Genomic DNA, 16,549 nt, shown 5'->3' on the forward strand with positions numbered 1-16,549 from the left:
GGTTGGGACCATGAGCGATCCGGTCGGCCACGAGCGCGACGGCTTCGAGGGCTTCGACCGGCTGTGGACCCCGCACCGGATGGCGTACGTCGTGCCGAGCCCGCCGAGCGACGACCGCGGCTGCCCGTTCTGCGCGATGGGCGAGCAGTCGCCCGAGGAGAGCCTCGTCGTCCACCGGGGCGAGAGCTGCTTCGCCGTACTGAACCTGCATCCCTACAACCCCGGCCACATGATGGTGCTGCCACACCGGCACGTCGCCGAGCTCGAGGACCTCACGACCGACGAGGTGACCGAGCTGATGACGATGACCCAGGACGCGGTGAGGGTGCTGCGTCAGGTCAGCGGGCCGCACGCCTTCAACGTCGGCCTCAACCTCGGCGGCGTCGCCGGCGGCTCGCTGTCGCAGCACCTGCACCAGCATGTCGTGCCGCGGTGGTCGGGCGACGCGAACTTCATCACGGTGCTCGGCGCCACCAAGACCCTGCCGCAGCTGCTCGCCGACACGCGCGCGCTCGTCGCCGAGGCGTGGGCGTGAGTCTCCGGGACGACGCCGCGCTCGCGGCCCGGCTGGTGCGCGAGGCCGGCGGGCTCGCCCACCGGATGCGCGCCGCCGGGCTCGAGGCCGACACGAAGACCTCGATCTCCGACGTCGTGACCGCCGCCGACCACGCCGCGGAGCGGCAGGTCGTCGAGACGCTCGCCGCCGAGCGACCGGACGACGGGGTCCTCGGCGAGGAGGGCGCCTCCCGCCGCGGGACCTCCGGTCGGACCTGGGTCATCGACCCCGTCGACGGCACCTACAACTTCGTGGCCGGCCTGGACTGGTGGTGCTCCGCCCTCGCGCTCACCGACGGCGACGAGCTGGTGCTCGGCGCCGTGCACCACGCCGCCACGGGCCGCACGTTCGTCGGCGGACCCGGACTGCTGACCACCGTCGACGGCGTCCCACTGGCGCCGCTCGCGGACCGGCCGCTGGCCGAGTCGTGCCTGCTGACCTACCTCCACCCGCCGCTGCTGGACGACGACGTGGGTGCGGTCTTCCGCCGGATGGCCGGCGGCGCCGCCACGCTCCGCGTGATGGGGTCGGGGTCCATGGACGCTGTCTCGATCGCCGAGGGGCGGCTGCACGTGCTCTGCCAGCAGAGCGTGCCGCCGTGGGACGAGCTGCCCGGCGCGGCGCTCATCCGTGGCGTCGGTGGCGCTACCGCCCACGTCGAGGCCGGCGGCGTCACGTGGTACGCCGCCGGCGCCCCGACCGCGGTGGCCGACGTCGAGAACGCGCTGACCCGCCCGAAAGTTTCGGGCGGGTCAGCGTGATCGCGGGTCAGCGCACGCCGTAGAGGTGCTCGAGCGCGAGCTGGTCGAGGCGCTCGAAGGCCATGCCGCGCCGGGCGGCGGCCTCGGCGTCGAAGGACTCGGCGCGCAGGTCGGCGATCGTCTCGCCGGCGGCCAGGGACGGCTGGGCGAGCTGGTCGAGGCGCGCGTCGAGCAGGGCCTGCTGGACCTCCGGGTCGGCGCGGAACGCCTGCACCTTCGAGCGGAGGATGAGGTAGTTGCGCATGCAGGCACGCGCGGACTCCCACACGCCGTCGATGTCCTCGGTGCGCGGCGGCTTGTAGTCGAAGTGTCGCGGACCGTCGTAGCCGCCGTTCTCGACGATGTCGACGGTCCAGAAGGCGCCGCGCGCGTTGCCGGCGCCGAAGCGCAGGTCCTGGTCGTAGCGCGGACCGGTCTGGCCGTTGAGGTCGATGTGGAAGAGCTTGCCGTGCCACAGCGCCTGGGCCAGGCCGTGGGCGTAGTTGAGCGACGCCATCTCCTCGTGGCCGACCTCCGGGTTGAGCCCGACGAGCTCCGGGCGCTCGAGCTCGTTGATGAACGCCAGGGCGTGGCCGATCGTCGGCAACAGGATGTCGCCGCGGGGCTCGTTGGGCTTCGGCTCGATCGCGAAGCGCAGGCCGTAGCCCTGCTCCTCGGAGTAGGCGCCGAGGACGTCGAACGCCTCCTTGTAGCGGGCGAGCGCGTCCTTGACGTCCTTCGCGGCCCCGGACTCGGCGCCCTCGCGGCCGCCCCAGGCGACGAAGATCTTCGCCCCGAGCTCGGCGGCCAGGTCGATCTGGTCGGCGGCCTTGCGGATCGCGAAGCGGCGTACGTCGCGGTCGTTGTTCGTGAACCCGCCGTCGCGGAACGCCGCGTGCGAGAACAGGTTGGTCGTCACCATCGGTACGACGAGGCCGGTCTCCTCGAGTGCCTTGCGGAACGGCGCGAGGTGGCGCTCCTTCTCGGCGGGGGAGGCGTCGAAGGGGAAGACGTCGTTGTCGTGGAACGTGACGCCGTAGGCGCCCAGCTCGCTGAGCCGGTGGATCGCCTCGGCGGGGTCGAGCACGGGGCGCACGGCGCCGCCGAAGACGTCGACGCCCTGCCACCCGACCGTCCACAGCCCGAAGGAGAACCGGTCCTCGCGGGTCGGGGTGAAGTCGGTGGCGTCGGTGCTGCTGGAGCTCATCGGTCCCTCTGCTTCCATCACGATTCGGTCACGCGCGACCGCGCGAGCGCTTGGTTGGAACGTGCAACAAAACCCGCGTCCACAACCGCTTGCCGGGCCCTGTCGCGGTCAGTATGTTGTCCCGGACAACATATACCGTGATGGCCGTCACAGAACAGGGTCAGCCGACCGTGTTCGGTCGAGGGGGTCGCACGGGTCCCAGCCATGGAGGTCGAGGAAATGGTCAGGAACAAGGGTGCGCGGTTCGCGTCCCTGGTGGCGGTGGGAGTGCTGGCGTTCGGCGCCCTCGCCGCCTGCGGGGACGACTCGGACGGGGGAGACGACGGTGGGGGCGGAGGTGGCGGCGAGGCCGCCGGCAAGGTCGGCGTGATCCTGCCCGACACCACCACGTCACCGCGCTGGGAGGCCAATGACCGCCCCAGCCTCGAGGCGGCGTTCGAGGACGCCGGCGTCGAGTACGACATCCAGAACGCCGGCGGCGACACCGCCAAGTTCGGTCAGCTCTGCGACAGCATGATCAACGGCGGCGTCACCGTGCTGATGATCGTCAACCTGGACTCCGAGTCCGGCAAGGCGTGCCTCTCCAAGGCCGCGGACGCCGGCGTCCAGAGCATCGACTACGACCGGCTCACCCTCGGCGGCGGCGCGTCGTACTACGTGTCGTTCGACAACGTCGAGGTCGGCGGCCTGATGGGCTCGGGGCTGACGGCGTGCCTCGATGAGGCCGGCAAGACCAAGGCCAACATCATCTACATCAACGGCGACCCCAACGACAACAACGCCGCTCTCTTCAAGCAGGGCTACGAGGAGGCGCTCGCCGACAAGATCGACTCGGGCGACTACACCCTCGTCGGTGACCAGAGCGGCTTCTGGGACGCCAACAAGGCCGGTACGGCGTACGAGCAGCTGTACACGCAGAACAAGGGCAAGATCGACGGCGTGGTCTCGGCCAACGACACCATGGCCGGCGGCATCATCGCCCGGATGAAGGACCAGGGCGTCGCGGGCACCATCCCGGTCACCGGTCAGGACGCCTCCGTCGAGGGTCTGCAGAACGTGCTCGCGGGCAACCAGTGCGGCACGGTCTACAAGAACACCGACCTCGAGGCCAAGACCGCCTCCGACCTCGCGATCGCGCTGATCAACGGCGACGACGAGGGCGCTGCCGCCCTGGCGACCGGCTCCGTGCCGGACACCGAGACCGGCGAGGACGTGCCGTCCGCGCTGGCCACCCCGGTGTGGATCACCGCCGACAAGGTCCAGCAGGTCATCGACGACGGCTTCGCCGACCCGGCGGAGATCTGCGTCGACGAGTTCGCGAAGGCCTGCGAGAAGGCCGGCATCCAGTAGCACCCCGTGCTCGGGGGCCCGTTCCTGCGGGGGCGGGCCCTCGAGCCACCTTGCGTGCCCGGACGTCGGGTGACCGGTCCGGGTCGTCCACCATCGCCCCATCGTTGACGGAGGAGATCCGCTGTGTCCGTCCCAGCCACCGAACAGGCAGCACCGACGACGTCGGACCAGCCGCTGCTGAGCCTGCGGGGCATCCAGAAGAGCTTCGGCGCCGTGCACGTGCTCCGCGGTGTCGACCTCGACGTCCGGCCCGGTCACGTGACCGCGCTCGTCGGCGACAACGGCGCCGGCAAGAGCACGCTGATCAAGGGCATCGCCGGCATCCACGCCTTCGACGAGGGCGACTACCGCTTCGAGGGCCGGCCCGTGAAGGTCCACGGCCCCAAGGACGCCAACGCGCTCGGCATCGAGATCGTCTACCAGGACCTCGCGCTGTGCGACAACCTCGACGTGGTCCAGAACATGTTCCTCGGACGCGAGATCGGCCCCGGCGCCCGGCTCGACGAGACGTCCATGGAGACCCGCGCCCGGGAGACGCTCGACGGGCTCTCGGTGCGCACGCTGCAGTCGGTGCGCACGCACGTCTCGGCGCTCTCCGGCGGCCAGCGACAGACGGTCGCGATCGCCCGCGCCGTGCTCTGGAACTCGAAGGTCGTCATCCTCGACGAGCCGACCGCCGCGCTGGGCGTCGCCCAGACCGAGCAGGTGCTCAAGCTCGTGCGCCGGCTGGCCGACCGCGGCCTCGGCGTCGTGCTGATCAGCCACAACCTCAACGACGTCTTCGAGGTCGCCGACGACATCGCCGTCCTCTACCTCGGCCAGCTGGTGGCCCAGGTCCGCAAGGACGACGTCACCCGCGGCGAGGTGGTCGAGCTGATCACGACCGGCACGTCCGAGAAGCGCGGCGACGCCGCCACCGACGGAGAGATCCGATGAGCACGGCGACGACTCCTCCGGTGGAGCAGAGCAGCCTGGGCGGCATCGTCAGCGCGTACGTCGCGAAGGTCCGCGGCGGAGACGTCGGCTCGCTGCCGGCGATCCTCGGCCTGGTCGTGCTGGTGATCGTGTTCTCGGCGCTGCGGCCCGAGACGTTCACGACCGAGCTCAACTTCGCGAACCTGATCGGCCAGTCCGCCGGGGTCATGGTCATCGCGATGGGCCTGGTCTTCGTGCTGCTGCTCGGCGAGATCGACCTCTCCGCCGGCGTCACGGGGGGCACGGCGGCCGCCGTCCTCGGCGTCGTGATGACCGAGCAGGGTTGGAACGTCGTCCTCTCGCTCGTGATCGCGCTGCTGGCCGGCACCTTCATCGGCCTGGTGCTCGGCCTCTTCACCGCGAAGGTCGGCGTCCCGTCGTTCGTCGTGACGCTGGCGGCGTTCCTGGGCCTCCAGGGCGTCATGCTCCAGATCATCGGCGAGGGTGGCACGATCGGCTACCGCAACGACTTCGTCCTCAAGCTCAACAACGGGTCGATGCCGCTGTGGGCGGGCTGGGCGCTGGCGGCCGTGGTGGTCGTCGGCTACGGGCTGGCGACGTTCCTGTCCGGCCGGGCCCGCCGGCGCAACGGCCTCGTCGCGCAGCCGATGCTGCTCTGGGCGATGAAGACCGGCGCGCTGGCGATCGTGGTGCTGGCCGTCACGGCGTACCTCTCGGCGGAGCGCAGCCCGAACCCGACGCTGAAATCGCTCAAGGGCGTGCCCAACGTCGTGCTCGTGATCCTCGTCCTCGTCGTCGTGCTGGGCTACCTGCTGAGCCGCACCGCCTGGGGCCGGCACATCTATGCGGTCGGCGGCAACGCCGAGGCCGCTCGCCGGGCCGGCATCAACGTGGCGTGGATCAAGGTGTCGTGCTTCATGATGAGCTCGACGGTCGCCGCGCTCGGCGGCATCCTGCTCGCGAGCCGCAGCAACTCGGTCTCGCCGCAGACCGGTGGCAACGAGACCCTGCTGTACGCCGTGGGCGCGGCCGTCATCGGCGGCACCAGCCTCTTCGGCGGCAAGGGCCGGGTCACCGACGCCGTCATCGGCGGCCTGGTGATCGCGGTCGTCAGCAACGGCATGGGGCTGCTCAACCAGCCGGCCGGCGTCGTCTTCATCGTGACCGGGATCGTGCTGCTCGTCGCCGCGACGGTCGACGCCCTCAGCAGGCGCCGCGCCACCGCGACCGGACGGGTCTAGCCCGATGCCCACCCCCACCGGCGTCGGCGCCGAGGAGCTCCGGCGTGCGAACCTGCGCGTCATCCTCCAGACGGTGCACCGGCGCGGCCCCACGACGCGTGCCGTGCTCACGAAGGAGCTCGGGCTCAACCGGAGCACGATCGGCGCGCTGACCGGGGAGCTGCAGTCGCTCGGTCTGGTGACCGAGCGGACGGCGGTGGTGGGTGGGCGCGGACGGCCGTCGCACCTCGTGGTGCCGTGCGAGGACAACGTGGTGGTCGCGGCCGACGTCGGCGTCGACCGGATCGCGGTCGCGCTGGTCGGTCTCGGGGGACAGGTCCTGGACCGGCGCACCCGAGGGCACCAGCGCGGCGAGCACGACGTGGCGCACGTCGTGGACTCCGCCGCCCAGATGATCGAGGAGACCCTCGCGACGTCGCAGCACCGCCGGTGCCTCGGCGTCGGGGTCGCGGTGCCGGGGGCCGTGCGGGCCAGCGACGGAATGGTGCGGTTCGCGCCCAACCTCGGGTGGTACGACGAGCCCTTCACGGCGTTGCTCGCCGAGCGGCTGCAGCGGCCCATCTCCACGGGGAACGACGCGAACCTCGGCGTGCTCGCCGAGCACGTGCGTGGCGCGGCGGTCGGCTTCTCCGAGGTCGTCTACCTCAGCGCGAGCGTGGGCATCGGCGGCGGCTTCCTCGTCGGTGGACGCCCGCTGACCGGAGCGAGCGGGTACGCCGGCGAGGTCGGCCACATGCAGGTCGACTCCCAGGGACCGACGTGCCGCTGCGGCGCCGTGGGCTGCTGGGAGATGAAGGTCGGCGAGAACGTCCTGCTGCAGAACGCCGGCCGGCTCGCCGGCGGTGGCCCGGCCGCGGTGGCCGAGGTGATCGCGGCCGCCCGCGCGGGCGACGCGCGGGCCCAGGCGGCCGTCGACGACGTCGCGGACTGGTGCGGCGTCGGGATCCGGGCGATCGTCAACCTCTTCAACCCCGAGACCGTCGTACTCGGCGGCTGCCTCTCGCAGGTGTGGCGGGCGGCGGAGCCGCGGGTGCTCGACTCGTTCGAGCGCAGCAGCCTGATGTCACCACGGGCGGACACCACGATCCGCTCCGCCCGCCTCGGCGACGACTCGTCGCTCGTCGGTGCCGCCGAGCTGGCCTTCGAGCCGGTGCTCGACCACCCGCAGACCGTTCCGCAGGCCGTCTGAGCGGACCGGTAGCCTGCTGCCGCCATGATGGAACGTTTCCGCGCCTTCTGGACGAAGGTCATCTCGCCGGTCGCCAACCTGCTGATCCGACTCGGCGTCAGCCCCGACGCCGTGACCTTCGTCGGCACGCTCGGCGTGTGCGCGGGTGCGCTCGTCTTCTTCCCGCAGGGCATGCTGCTCACCGGCGTCCTGGTGATCACCGCCTTCGTGTTCAGCGACCTGATCGACGGCCACATGGCGCGGTCGACCGGTCGGGTCAGCAAGTTCGGGGCGTTCTGGGACTCGACGCTCGACCGGGTCGGCGACGGCGCGATCTTCATCGGCCTCGCGCTCTACTTCGCGTGGGAGGAGCCGAGCCGGCTCTACCTCGTGCTCAGCCTCGTCTGCCTGCTGATGGGCGCGGTCACGTCGTACGCCCGCTCGCGCGGCGAGACCCTCGGGTTCGACGTCAAGGTCGGGATCGCCGAGCGGGCCGACCGACTGGTCGCGATCCTGGTGATGACCGGCTTCAGCGCGATCTTCGACCTGCCGGTGCTGCTCTACATCGCCCTGTGGGCGCTCGCGGCCGCGTCGACGATCACCGTCGCCCAGCGCGTGTGGGTGGTCCGGAAGCAGGCCCTGGCCGACGCCGGCACTACCATCTGAGCATGGTCGAGAGCGCTCCCGAGAACAGCACCAGCACGTCCGGCACCGGCACCACCCGCGTCAAGCGCGGCATGGCCGAGATGCTGAAGGGCGGCGTGATCATGGACGTGGTCACGCCCGAGCAGGCGAAGATCGCCGAGGACGCGGGCGCGGTCGCCGTGATGGCGCTGGAGCGGGTGCCCGCCGACATCCGCGCGCAGGGCGGCGTCTCCCGGATGAGCGACCCCGACATGATCGACGGGATCATCGAGACGGTCTCGATCCCGGTGATGGCCAAGGCCCGGATCGGGCACTTCGCCGAGGCGCAGGTGCTGCAGTCGCTCGGCGTGGACTACATCGACGAGTCCGAGGTGCTGACGCCCGCGGACTACGACAACCACATCGACAAGTGGGCCTTCACGATCCCGTTCGTGTGCGGCGCGACCAACCTGGGCGAGGCGCTGCGGCGGATCACCGAGGGTGCGGCGATGATCCGCTCCAAGGGCGAGGCCGGCACCGGCGACGTCTCCAACGCCGTGACCCACATGCGCACGATCCGCAAGGAGATCCGCCGCCTCGGGGCGCTGGAGGGCGACGAGCTGTACGTCGCGGCCAAGGAGCTGCAGGCGCCCTACGACCTGGTCAAGGAGGTCGCCGAGAAGGGCAAGCTCCCCGTGGTGCTCTTCACCGCCGGCGGCATCGCGACCCCGGCCGACGCGGCGATGATGATGCAGCTCGGTGCCGAGGGCGTCTTCGTGGGGTCGGGCATCTTCAAGTCCGGCAACCCCGCCCATCGGGCCGAGGCGATCGTCAAGGCCACGACCTTCCACGACGACCCCGACGTGGTCGCCAAGGTCTCCCGCGGCCTCGGCGAGGCCATGGTCGGCATCAACGTCGAGGAGATCCCGCAGCCGCACCGGCTCGCCGAGCGGGGCTGGTGACGACCCCCACGAGGATCCCCACCGTCGGCGTCTTCGCGCTCCAGGGAGACGTCCGGGAGCACCTGCGGGTCCTGCGCGCGCTGGGGGTCGCGGCCCATACGGTACGGCGTACCTCCGAGCTCGACGCCTGCGACGGCCTCGTCGTCCCGGGCGGCGAGTCGACGACGATGGCGAAGCTCGCGCGCACCTTCGACGTCTACGAGCCGATCCGGCAGCGCATCAAGGAGGGCATGCCGGTCTTCGGCACCTGCGCCGGCATGATCATGCTCGCCGACCGGATACTCGACGGCGCCCCCGGCCAGGAGACCCTCGGTGGGCTCGACGCCACCGTCCGCCGCAACGCCTTCGGCCGCCAGGTCGACTCCTTCGAGGACGACCTGGCGTTCGCCGGGCTCGACGACCCGGTGCACGCGGTCTTCATCCGTGCTCCCTGGGTCGAGGAGGCCGGCGCGGGCGTCGAGGTGCTCGCCCGGGTGGGGGCCGGGCCGGCCGCGGGTAGGATCGTCGCCGTCCGACAGGGCCCGGTGATGGCGACGTCCTTCCACCCCGAGGTGGGTGGTGATACCCGGGTCCACCGGTTGTTCGTCGACCTGGTGCAACAGAGCTAGTAGAAGAGGGACGGATGTCTGGCCACTCCAAGTGGGCGACCACCAAGCACAAGAAGGCCGCGATCGACGCGAAGCGCGGCAAGCTGTTCGCGAAGCTCATCAAGAACATCGAGATCGCGGCCAAGATGGGCGGCCCCGACCCCTCCGGCAACCCCACGCTCTACGACGCCATCCAGAAGGCGAAGAAGCAGTCGGTGCCCAACAAGAACATCGACTCCGCGGTCAAGCGCGGCGGTGGTCTCGACGGCGGCGGCGTCGACTACGAGACGATCATGTACGAGGTCTACGGCCCCCAGGGCGTCGCGCTGCTGGTCGAGTGCCTCACCGACAACCGCAACCGCGCCGCGATGGAGGTCCGCACGGCGGTCACCCGCAACGGCGGCACCATGGCCGACCCCGGCTCGGTGTCCCGGCTCTTCACCCGCAAGGGCGTCGTGGTGGTCGGCAAGGAGCAGGAGCGTGCCGGCAAGCCGTGGGAGGTCAGCGAGGACGACGTGCTCGAGGCCACCCTCGACGCCGGCGCCGACGACGTCAGCGACCTCGGCGAGAGCTTCGAGGTGCAGACCGAGGCCTCCGACGTGGTCGCGGTGCGGACGGCGCTGCAGGCCGCCGGCATCGACTACGACTCCGCCGAGGTGCAGTTCGTGGCGACCATGGACATCCCCGTGGCCGAAGTCGACGTGGCGGGCAAGGTGTTCCGCCTGGTCGACGCCGTCGACGACCTCGACGACGTGCAGAACGTCTACAGCAACGCAGACATCCCCGACGAGGTCCTGGACTCCATCGACGCGTAGCGAGGACGCGACCGGCGTGTCGAGACCAGGTGGGACGAGCGTCGACCTTAACGTGGACACCGAACAGATGTTCGATGTGAAAGGTCGTCAGATGCGCGTGCTGGGGATCGACCCCGGGCTGACCCGCTGTGGCATGGGCGTGGTCGAGGGCTCGGTGGGGCGGCCACTGAGCCTGGTCGACGTCAACGTGCTGCGGACCTCGTCCGACCTGTCCGTGCCCGAGCGCCTGGTGACGATCGAGAAGGGCGTGGACGCCTGGCTCGACGAGTACCACCCGGACGCCGTGGCGGTCGAGCGCGTCTTCGCGCGCTCCGACGTCAGCACGGTGATGGGCACCGCGCAGGCCAGCGGCATCGCGATGGTCTGCGCGGCGCGGCGGGGGCTTCCGATCGCGCTGCACACGCCCAGCGAGGTGAAGGCGGCCGTCTCCGGCAACGGTCGCGCCGCCAAGGCCCAGGTCGGCGCGATGGTGACCCGCATCCTGCGGCTCGACGCGATGCCCCGGCCGGCCGACGCGGCGGACGCGCTGGCGCTGGCCATCACCCACATCTGGCGCGGTGGCGCCCAGGCCCGGATCGACGCGGCGATGGCCGCAGCGAGGAGTCGCACGTGATCGCGTTCGTCCGCGGCGAGGTCGCCGCGCTGACCCTCTCCAGCGCCGTGCTGGAGGTCGGGGGAGTGGGGCTGGAGCTGATGTGCACCCCCGGCACGCTCGCCACCCTGCGGCCCGGCGCCAAGGCCACCCTCGCGACCTCGATGGTCGTGCGCGAGGACTCCCTCACGCTCTTCGGCTTCGCCGACGACGACGAGAAGCAGACCTTCGAGCTCGTGCAGACCGCCTCCGGGGTCGGCCCGAAGGTCGCGCAGGCGATGGTCGCCGTGCTCAGCCCCGACGACCTGCGGGTCGCCATCGCCGGAGACGACGTCAAGACGCTGATGAAGGTGCCCGGCATCGGCCAGAAGGGCGCCCAGCGCATCATCCTCGAGCTCAAGGACCGCATCGGCGCCCCGACCGGTGGTCGTTCCGCCGCGGCGCCCGTGGCGTCCGCCCCGTGGCGCGACCAGGTGCACCAGGGCCTCGTCGGGCTGGGCTGGTCGGCCAAGGACGCGGAGAAGGCCGTCGACACGGTCGCGCACGAGGCGGGCGACGCCCCCGACGTCGCGGCCCTGCTGCGTGCCGCCCTCAGGACGCTGAGCAAGGCCTGAGGCCGTGCCCTTCCACGAGGACGAGATCGACGAGGCCGAGGCGACCCACCTGCGGTCCCTGACGGCGGGCGCGGCGCTCTCCGCAGAAGCACAGGGCGACGAGCGGGCCGTCGAGGCCGCGCTCCGCCCGAAGACGCTGGACGAGGTGGTCGGGCAGGTGCGCGTCCGCGACCAGCTCGGGCTGGTGCTGGAGGCCGCCCGACGCCGCGGCCGCGCCCCCGACCACGTGCTGCTGTCGGGGCCGCCCGGCCTCGGCAAGACCACGCTCGCGATGATCATCGCGAGCGAGATGGGCGCACCCCTGCGGCTGACCAGTGGCCCGGCGATCACCCACGCCGGCGACCTCGCCGCGATCCTCTCCGGCATGAACGAGGGCGACGTCCTCTTCGTCGACGAGATCCACCGGATGTCGCGGCCCGCCGAGGAGATGCTCTACATGGCGATGGAGGACTTCCGGGTCGACGTCGTCATCGGCAAGGGACCGGGCGCGACCGCGATCCCGCTCGACATCCCGCCGTTCACGCTCGTCGGCGCGACCACCAGGGCCGGGCTGCTGCCGGGCCCGCTGCGCGACCGCTTCGGCTTCACGGCGCACCTGGAGTTCTACGAGCCCGAGGAGCTCGACCTGATCGTGCAGCGCTCCGCACGGCTCCTCGAGGTCGACGTCGTCGACGACGGCACCGCCGAGATCGCCTCGCGCTCGCGCGGCACGCCCCGCATCGCCAACCGGCTGCTTCGCCGGGTCCGCGACTACGCCCAGGTCCGCGCCGACGGGGTCGTGACCCTCGCGGTCGCCCGGGCGGCGCTCGAGCTCTACGAGGTCGACCAGCTCGGCCTCGACCGGCTCGACCGCGCGGTGATCGACGTGCTCTGCCGCCGGTTCGGCGGAGGACCGGTCGGCATCTCCACGCTGGCCGTCGCGGTGGGCGAGGAGCGCGAGACCGTCGAGGAGGTCGCGGAGCCGTTCCTGGTCCGCAACGGCTTCCTGGCGCGTACGCCGCGCGGGCGGGTCGCCACGCCGGCCGCCTGGCAGCACCTCGGCCTGACGGCCCCCCCGGCGCCCGCCTTCGAGCCGGAGCCCGCCGCGGGCGACGCCACGCTCTTCGAGGACTGACACCGGCGCCCGGCCCGGGTGGCCCGGGGCGGATTGGTGAGGCGGGCCACCCCGCTGGTTACACTGGCGCGTCGGCCCGCCCGCTCTGGGTCGTGTGCCCCGAACAACGCTCGAGAGGTCAATTCGTCGTGGAGTTCCTGCCGCTCGTCGGCATCGTCCTGCTCTTCTGGCTCTTCATCATCCGCCCGGCCTCCAAGCGCCAGAAGGAACTCGGACGCATGCAGTCGTCGTTGTCCGAAGGTGACGAGGTCGTGCTGACGTCCGGCATCTTCGGCACCGTCAGCCATGTCGACGACGACCACCTCCGGGTGGTGATCGCCGACGGCGTCGACATCAAGGTCGCCCGGGGTGCCATCGGCAGCAAGGTGCAGCGTCCGGACGAAACGGATGAGGCGGACGAGGCGGACGACGCCGGTGACGAGCAGGCCGACACCGAGGCCGAGAACGGAAGGCCCGGCACCGGCCCGGAGGGGAACTGAGATGGCACGCAACGCAGCCGCGCACGCCGGGCGGACGCTGCTGATCTTCCTGCTCGGCGTCGCGGTGCTCTACGGCCTGGTCGCCCTCGGTGGCACCTGGAAGCCGGCCCTCGGGCTCGACCTCCAGGGCGGCACGCGGGTCACCATGACCGCGGAGGGCGACCCGTCGCAGGAGAACCTCGACACCGCCGCCCGGATCATCAACGACCGCGTCAACGGCACCGGCGTGAGCGAGGCCGAGGTCACCACCCAGGGCAACAACGTGATCATCGTCGAGATCCCCGGCGACACGTCCAACTCGCTGATCGACACGGTCAAGCGGCAGGCGCAGCTGCGGTTCCGCACCGTCGCGTGCACGAGCACCGCCCCGGGCCCGTGCGCCACCGCGACCGCGCCGGCCCCCACCAACCCGAACGCCAGCCCGAACGCCAGCCCCGACGCGGAGCCGGGATCCGGCGTGACGCTCCCCGCCGAGCCATCGCAGACGAAGAAGCCCGGCAAGAAGGGCACGGCGAAGAACCGCCCGGCGTTCGCGGCCGACGACACGGCGAGCGAGTCGCCCAGCCCCACCCAGTCGCCCACCCAGTCGCCCACCCAGTCGCCCACCCAGTCGCCCAGTGAGTCGCCGAGCGCGCCCGCCGACGCGAAGGGCGCGACGGCGCAGGAGGCGCTCGACTTCATCTCGAACCCGCCGCAGGAGGCCATCGACGCGTACGCCGCGTACACGTGCCCCACCGCGGAGCCGCCGAAGGACGACCCCACCACCTGGCTGGTCACCTGCGGCACCGAGGAGGACGCGGCGACCAAGTACCTCCTCTCGCCCGCCGCGATCGAGGGCACGGACCTGGAGGAGGCCTCGGCCGGCATCCCGCAGGGCGGCGTCGCCTGGCAGGTGAACCTCTCGCTCGGCGGCGACGGCAAGGACGTCTTCGCCGACCTGTCCGACGCGATGGCGGGCACCGAGCAGCAGTTCGCGGTCGTCCTCGACGGGCTCGTGATCTCGGCGCCGAACTTCGAGGGCCGGATCCCCGACGGCAACGCCCAGATCTCCGGCAACTTCACCAAGACCAGTGCCGAGAGCCTCGCCACGAGCCTGAAGTACGGATCGCTGCCGATCTCCTTCGAGGAGGAGGGCATCTCCACCGAGCAGATCGGCCCGTCGCTGGCGGGCAACCAGCTCTCCGCCGGACTGACGGCCGGTGCGCTCGGCCTGCTGCTGGTGATGGGCTACTGCCTCGTCTACTACCGCGGCCTGGGCCTCGTGGTGCTGATGTCCCTCGCCACTGCCGCGGCGATCACCTACGCCATGGTGCTGCTCCTGGGCAACACCGCCGGCTTCACCCTGACGCTCCCCGGCATCGCCGGCCTGATCATCGGGGTCGGGGTGACGGCGGACTCCTTCATCATCTTCTTCGAGCGGATCCGCGACGAGATGCGTGAGGGCAGGTCGATGCGGGTCGCGGTCGAGACCGGCTGGCGCCGGGCCCGCAAGACGCGCCTCGCCGCGAACGTCGTCTCGCTGCTCTCGGCGGCCGTGCTCTACCTCTTCGCCTCCGGCGTCGTGAAGGGCTTCGGCTTCGCGCTCGGCCTCTCGACGATGATCGACCTCGCGATCCTCTTCTGGTTCACCAAGCCGCTGGTGACCTACCTGGCACGCTTCACGTTCTTCAACGGCGGCGGCGAGCTCTCGGGCCTGAGCGCCAGCACGCTCGGCATCGACCGCGTCGCCACGGGAGGTAAGGCCTGATGGGCAAGTTCTCGCGGCTCGGCAACGACCTCTACCAGGGCCGGGAGTCCTTCGACTTCATCGGCAAGCGCGCCCTCTGGTACGCCATCTCCGGCACCCTCGTGGGCCTGGCGATCCTGGTGATCGTCATCAAGGGCCTCAACTTCGGCATCGAGTTCACCGGCGGCACGCAGTACCGCGTCGACGACCTGCCGGCGAGCGTGGCCACGCAGGACACCGTCGACGAGCTTCGCGACGCCATCGGTGACTCCAGCGTGGGCGCCGAGGCGCAGCCCACGGTCACGACCTCGGGCGACAGCGCGATCATCGTGCAGACCGAGGACCTCGACGTCGCCGGCGACCGGGAGATCCGGGGGATCATCGAGGACGTCACGGGCGCCGCCGAGGGCGACATCTCGAAGGACGAGATCGGCGCCAGCTGGGGGCGCGACGTCGCCAAGCGGGCGATCATCGGCGTCGGGATCTTCCTGGGGCTCGTGGTGCTCTTCATCTGGGGCTACTTCCGCGAGTGGAAGATGTCCGTGGCGGCGCTCATCGCCCTCTTCCACGACATCGCGCTGACCATCGGCATCTACGCGCTCTCCGGGTTCCCGGTCACGCCCGCGGCCGTCACCGGCCTGCTCGCGATCCTCGGCTTCTCGATGTACGACACGGTCGTCGTGTTCGACAAGATCCGCGAGAACACCCACGAGCTGCGCACCAGCCGGCAGAGCTACGCCGACGCGGCCAACCTCGCCGTCAACCAGACCCTGGTCCGCTCGGTCAACACCTCGATCGTGGCGCTCATCCCGATCGGCGCGATCCTCTACGTCAGCGCCGTGCAGCTGGGCGCGAGCTCGCTCAAGGACCTGGCCCTGGCGCAGTTCGTCGGCATGGCCGCCGGCGTCTTCTCGTCGGTCTTCATCGCGCCCCGCGCGCTGGTGCACATGAAGTCCACCGAGTCCGAGGTCAAGCTCGCGGAGCGGCGCGCCCGCGCCGCAGCCAAGCGTCACGCCGACCCCTACGCGTCCGTGCCGGTCTTCACCGAGGACATGCCGGTCCGCGAGGAGACCGGGCCGGTCGACGAGGCGGAGGGCGACCTGGAGGAGGGCGCCCCGGTGTCCCGTCCGGCGCCCAGCACCCAGGAGCCGCGTCGCCCCGAAGCCGCGGGCCGTGGCCGGGTCGCGCCGCCGGCGCGGGGCCCGGTCGAGCAGAGCAGGGCCTCGGGCCGTCAGCAGCCGACCCGTCAGACGAGGTCCAAGCGGGGGCGGAAGTGACCCCCGGCCATGGCTGAGCCCGGCTCCGACCTGGAGTCGGCGCTGGCGCTGATCGCGGACGTCCCCGACTTCCCCGAGCCCGGGATCCTCTTCAAGGACATCACCCCGCTCCTGGCCGACCACGCGGCGCTGCGGGCCGTGGTCGGAGCGCTGGCCGCCGTCGGTCGTGACGACGACGGGCGACCGGTGGTCGACAAGGTGCTCGGCATGGAGTCGCGCGGGTTCATCCTCGGGGCGCCGGTGGCCCTCGAGCTCGGCGTGGGCTTCGTGCCGGTGCGCAAGGCCGGCAAGCTCCCGCGCGCGACGTACGCCGTCTCCTACGCGCTGGAGTACGGCGAGGCCACGCTCGAGGTGCATCGGGACGCGGTGCGGCCCGGCGACCGGGTGCTGGTCGTCGACGACGTGCTCGCCACCGGCGGCACCGCCCGGGCGACGATGGACCTGGTCGAGAAGTGCGGCGCCGAGGTGCATGCCGTCGCCGTGCTCATGGAGCTGGGATTCCTGCCCGGTCGACGGGCCGTCGGCGACGACGTCGCGCTGACCACGCTGCTGACCGTCTGA

18 protein-coding genes are annotated in these 16,549 nt (G+C 71.4%); 17 read left to right on the plus strand and 1 reads right to left on the minus strand.

Annotation, left to right across the window (positions count from 1 at the left end; translation table 11 throughout):
• The first annotated feature begins 10 nt into the window (after positions 1 to 10).
• Both PZ894_RS18520 and PZ894_RS18525 read left to right on the plus strand, forming a co-directional pair.
• Positions 11 to 535, plus strand: coding sequence for an HIT domain-containing protein (locus PZ894_RS18520; protein WP_275747066.1), 525 nt, complete (start codon positions 11 to 13; stop codon positions 533 to 535).
• Positions 532 to 1,317: an inositol monophosphatase family protein gene (locus tag PZ894_RS18525; RefSeq protein WP_275747067.1), complete on the plus strand. Its 786-nt coding sequence runs from the start codon at positions 532 to 534 to the stop codon at positions 1,315 to 1,317. The genes PZ894_RS18520 and PZ894_RS18525 overlap by 4 nt, the downstream gene beginning before the upstream one ends.
• 7 nt (positions 1,318 to 1,324) lie before the next feature.
• On the opposite strand, the gene xylA is transcribed toward PZ894_RS18525, so the two are convergent.
• Positions 1,325 to 2,503, minus strand: coding sequence for a xylose isomerase (xylA, locus tag PZ894_RS18530; protein WP_275747069.1), 1,179 nt, complete (start codon positions 2,501 to 2,503; stop codon positions 1,325 to 1,327).
• A gap of 204 nt (positions 2,504 to 2,707) precedes the next feature.
• On the opposite strand from xylA, the gene PZ894_RS18535 reads away from it, so the two are divergent.
• The 15 genes from PZ894_RS18535 (at position 2,708) to PZ894_RS18605 (ending at position 16,549) form a co-directional block, all read left to right on the plus strand.
• Positions 2,708 to 3,853, plus strand: coding sequence for a substrate-binding domain-containing protein (locus PZ894_RS18535; RefSeq protein ID WP_275747071.1), 1,146 nt, complete (start codon positions 2,708 to 2,710; stop codon positions 3,851 to 3,853).
• A gap of 123 nt (positions 3,854 to 3,976) precedes the next feature.
• On the plus strand, positions 3,977 to 4,789 hold the full coding sequence (locus PZ894_RS18540) for an ATP-binding cassette domain-containing protein (RefSeq protein WP_275747073.1): 813 nt from the start codon (positions 3,977 to 3,979) through the stop codon (positions 4,787 to 4,789).
• Positions 4,786 to 6,030 (plus strand): ABC transporter permease, encoded by a 1,245-nt coding sequence (locus tag PZ894_RS18545; RefSeq protein ID WP_275747074.1) that lies wholly within the window; start codon positions 4,786 to 4,788, stop codon positions 6,028 to 6,030. Before PZ894_RS18540 ends, PZ894_RS18545 begins: the two co-directional genes overlap by 4 nt.
• 4 nt (positions 6,031 to 6,034) lie before the next feature.
• Positions 6,035 to 7,219 carry an ROK family transcriptional regulator gene (locus tag PZ894_RS18550; RefSeq protein WP_275747077.1) on the plus strand — a complete coding sequence of 395 codons (1,185 nt, stop codon included), beginning with the start codon at positions 6,035 to 6,037 and terminating at the stop codon, positions 7,217 to 7,219.
• 24 nt (positions 7,220 to 7,243) lie between these two features.
• Positions 7,244 to 7,864 (plus strand): phosphatidylinositol phosphate synthase, encoded by a 621-nt coding sequence (gene pgsA / locus PZ894_RS18555; RefSeq protein WP_275747078.1) that lies wholly within the window; start codon positions 7,244 to 7,246, stop codon positions 7,862 to 7,864.
• Between the two features lie 2 nt (positions 7,865 to 7,866).
• Positions 7,867 to 8,784, plus strand: a complete 918-nt coding sequence (pdxS, locus tag PZ894_RS18560) for a pyridoxal 5'-phosphate synthase lyase subunit PdxS (protein ID WP_275747079.1) — start codon at positions 7,867 to 7,869, stop codon at positions 8,782 to 8,784.
• Positions 8,778 to 9,392, plus strand: a complete 615-nt coding sequence (pdxT, locus tag PZ894_RS18565; protein WP_275747180.1) for a pyridoxal 5'-phosphate synthase glutaminase subunit PdxT — start codon at positions 8,778 to 8,780, stop codon at positions 9,390 to 9,392. Before pdxS ends, pdxT begins: the two co-directional genes overlap by 7 nt.
• A 14-nt stretch (positions 9,393 to 9,406) precedes the next feature.
• The gene (locus PZ894_RS18570; RefSeq protein ID WP_275747081.1) at positions 9,407 to 10,186 is read left to right on the plus strand and encodes a YebC/PmpR family DNA-binding transcriptional regulator; all 780 of its coding nucleotides are present in this window, start codon (positions 9,407 to 9,409) and stop codon (positions 10,184 to 10,186) included.
• A gap of 100 nt (positions 10,187 to 10,286) precedes the next feature.
• Positions 10,287 to 10,799 (plus strand): crossover junction endodeoxyribonuclease RuvC, encoded by a 513-nt coding sequence (ruvC, locus tag PZ894_RS18575; RefSeq protein ID WP_275747181.1) that lies wholly within the window; start codon positions 10,287 to 10,289, stop codon positions 10,797 to 10,799.
• Positions 10,796 to 11,392, plus strand: coding sequence for a Holliday junction branch migration protein RuvA (ruvA, locus tag PZ894_RS18580; RefSeq protein WP_275747083.1), 597 nt, complete (start codon positions 10,796 to 10,798; stop codon positions 11,390 to 11,392). Before ruvC ends, ruvA begins: the two co-directional genes overlap by 4 nt.
• 4 nt (positions 11,393 to 11,396) lie before the next feature.
• Positions 11,397 to 12,506: a Holliday junction branch migration DNA helicase RuvB gene (gene ruvB / locus PZ894_RS18585; RefSeq protein WP_275747085.1), complete on the plus strand. Its 1,110-nt coding sequence runs from the start codon at positions 11,397 to 11,399 to the stop codon at positions 12,504 to 12,506.
• 128 nt (positions 12,507 to 12,634) lie between these two features.
• Positions 12,635 to 12,985, plus strand: a complete 351-nt coding sequence (yajC, locus tag PZ894_RS18590; protein WP_275747087.1) for a preprotein translocase subunit YajC — start codon at positions 12,635 to 12,637, stop codon at positions 12,983 to 12,985.
• A 1-nt stretch (position 12,986) separates the two neighbouring features.
• Positions 12,987 to 14,732 (plus strand): protein translocase subunit SecD, encoded by a 1,746-nt coding sequence (secD, locus tag PZ894_RS18595; RefSeq protein ID WP_275747089.1) that lies wholly within the window; start codon positions 12,987 to 12,989, stop codon positions 14,730 to 14,732.
• Positions 14,732 to 15,988, plus strand: coding sequence for a protein translocase subunit SecF (secF, locus tag PZ894_RS18600; RefSeq protein ID WP_275747091.1), 1,257 nt, complete (start codon positions 14,732 to 14,734; stop codon positions 15,986 to 15,988). The genes secD and secF overlap by 1 nt, the downstream gene beginning before the upstream one ends.
• A 9-nt stretch (positions 15,989 to 15,997) precedes the next feature.
• Complete coding sequence (locus tag PZ894_RS18605; protein ID WP_275747093.1) at positions 15,998 to 16,549, plus strand: adenine phosphoribosyltransferase; 552 nt, start codon at positions 15,998 to 16,000, stop codon at positions 16,547 to 16,549.

Origin of the sequence: Nocardioides sp. YIM 152315, from assembly GCF_029210375.1 — a bacterium.
Lineage (GTDB): Bacteria > Actinomycetota > Actinomycetes > Propionibacteriales > Nocardioidaceae > Nocardioides.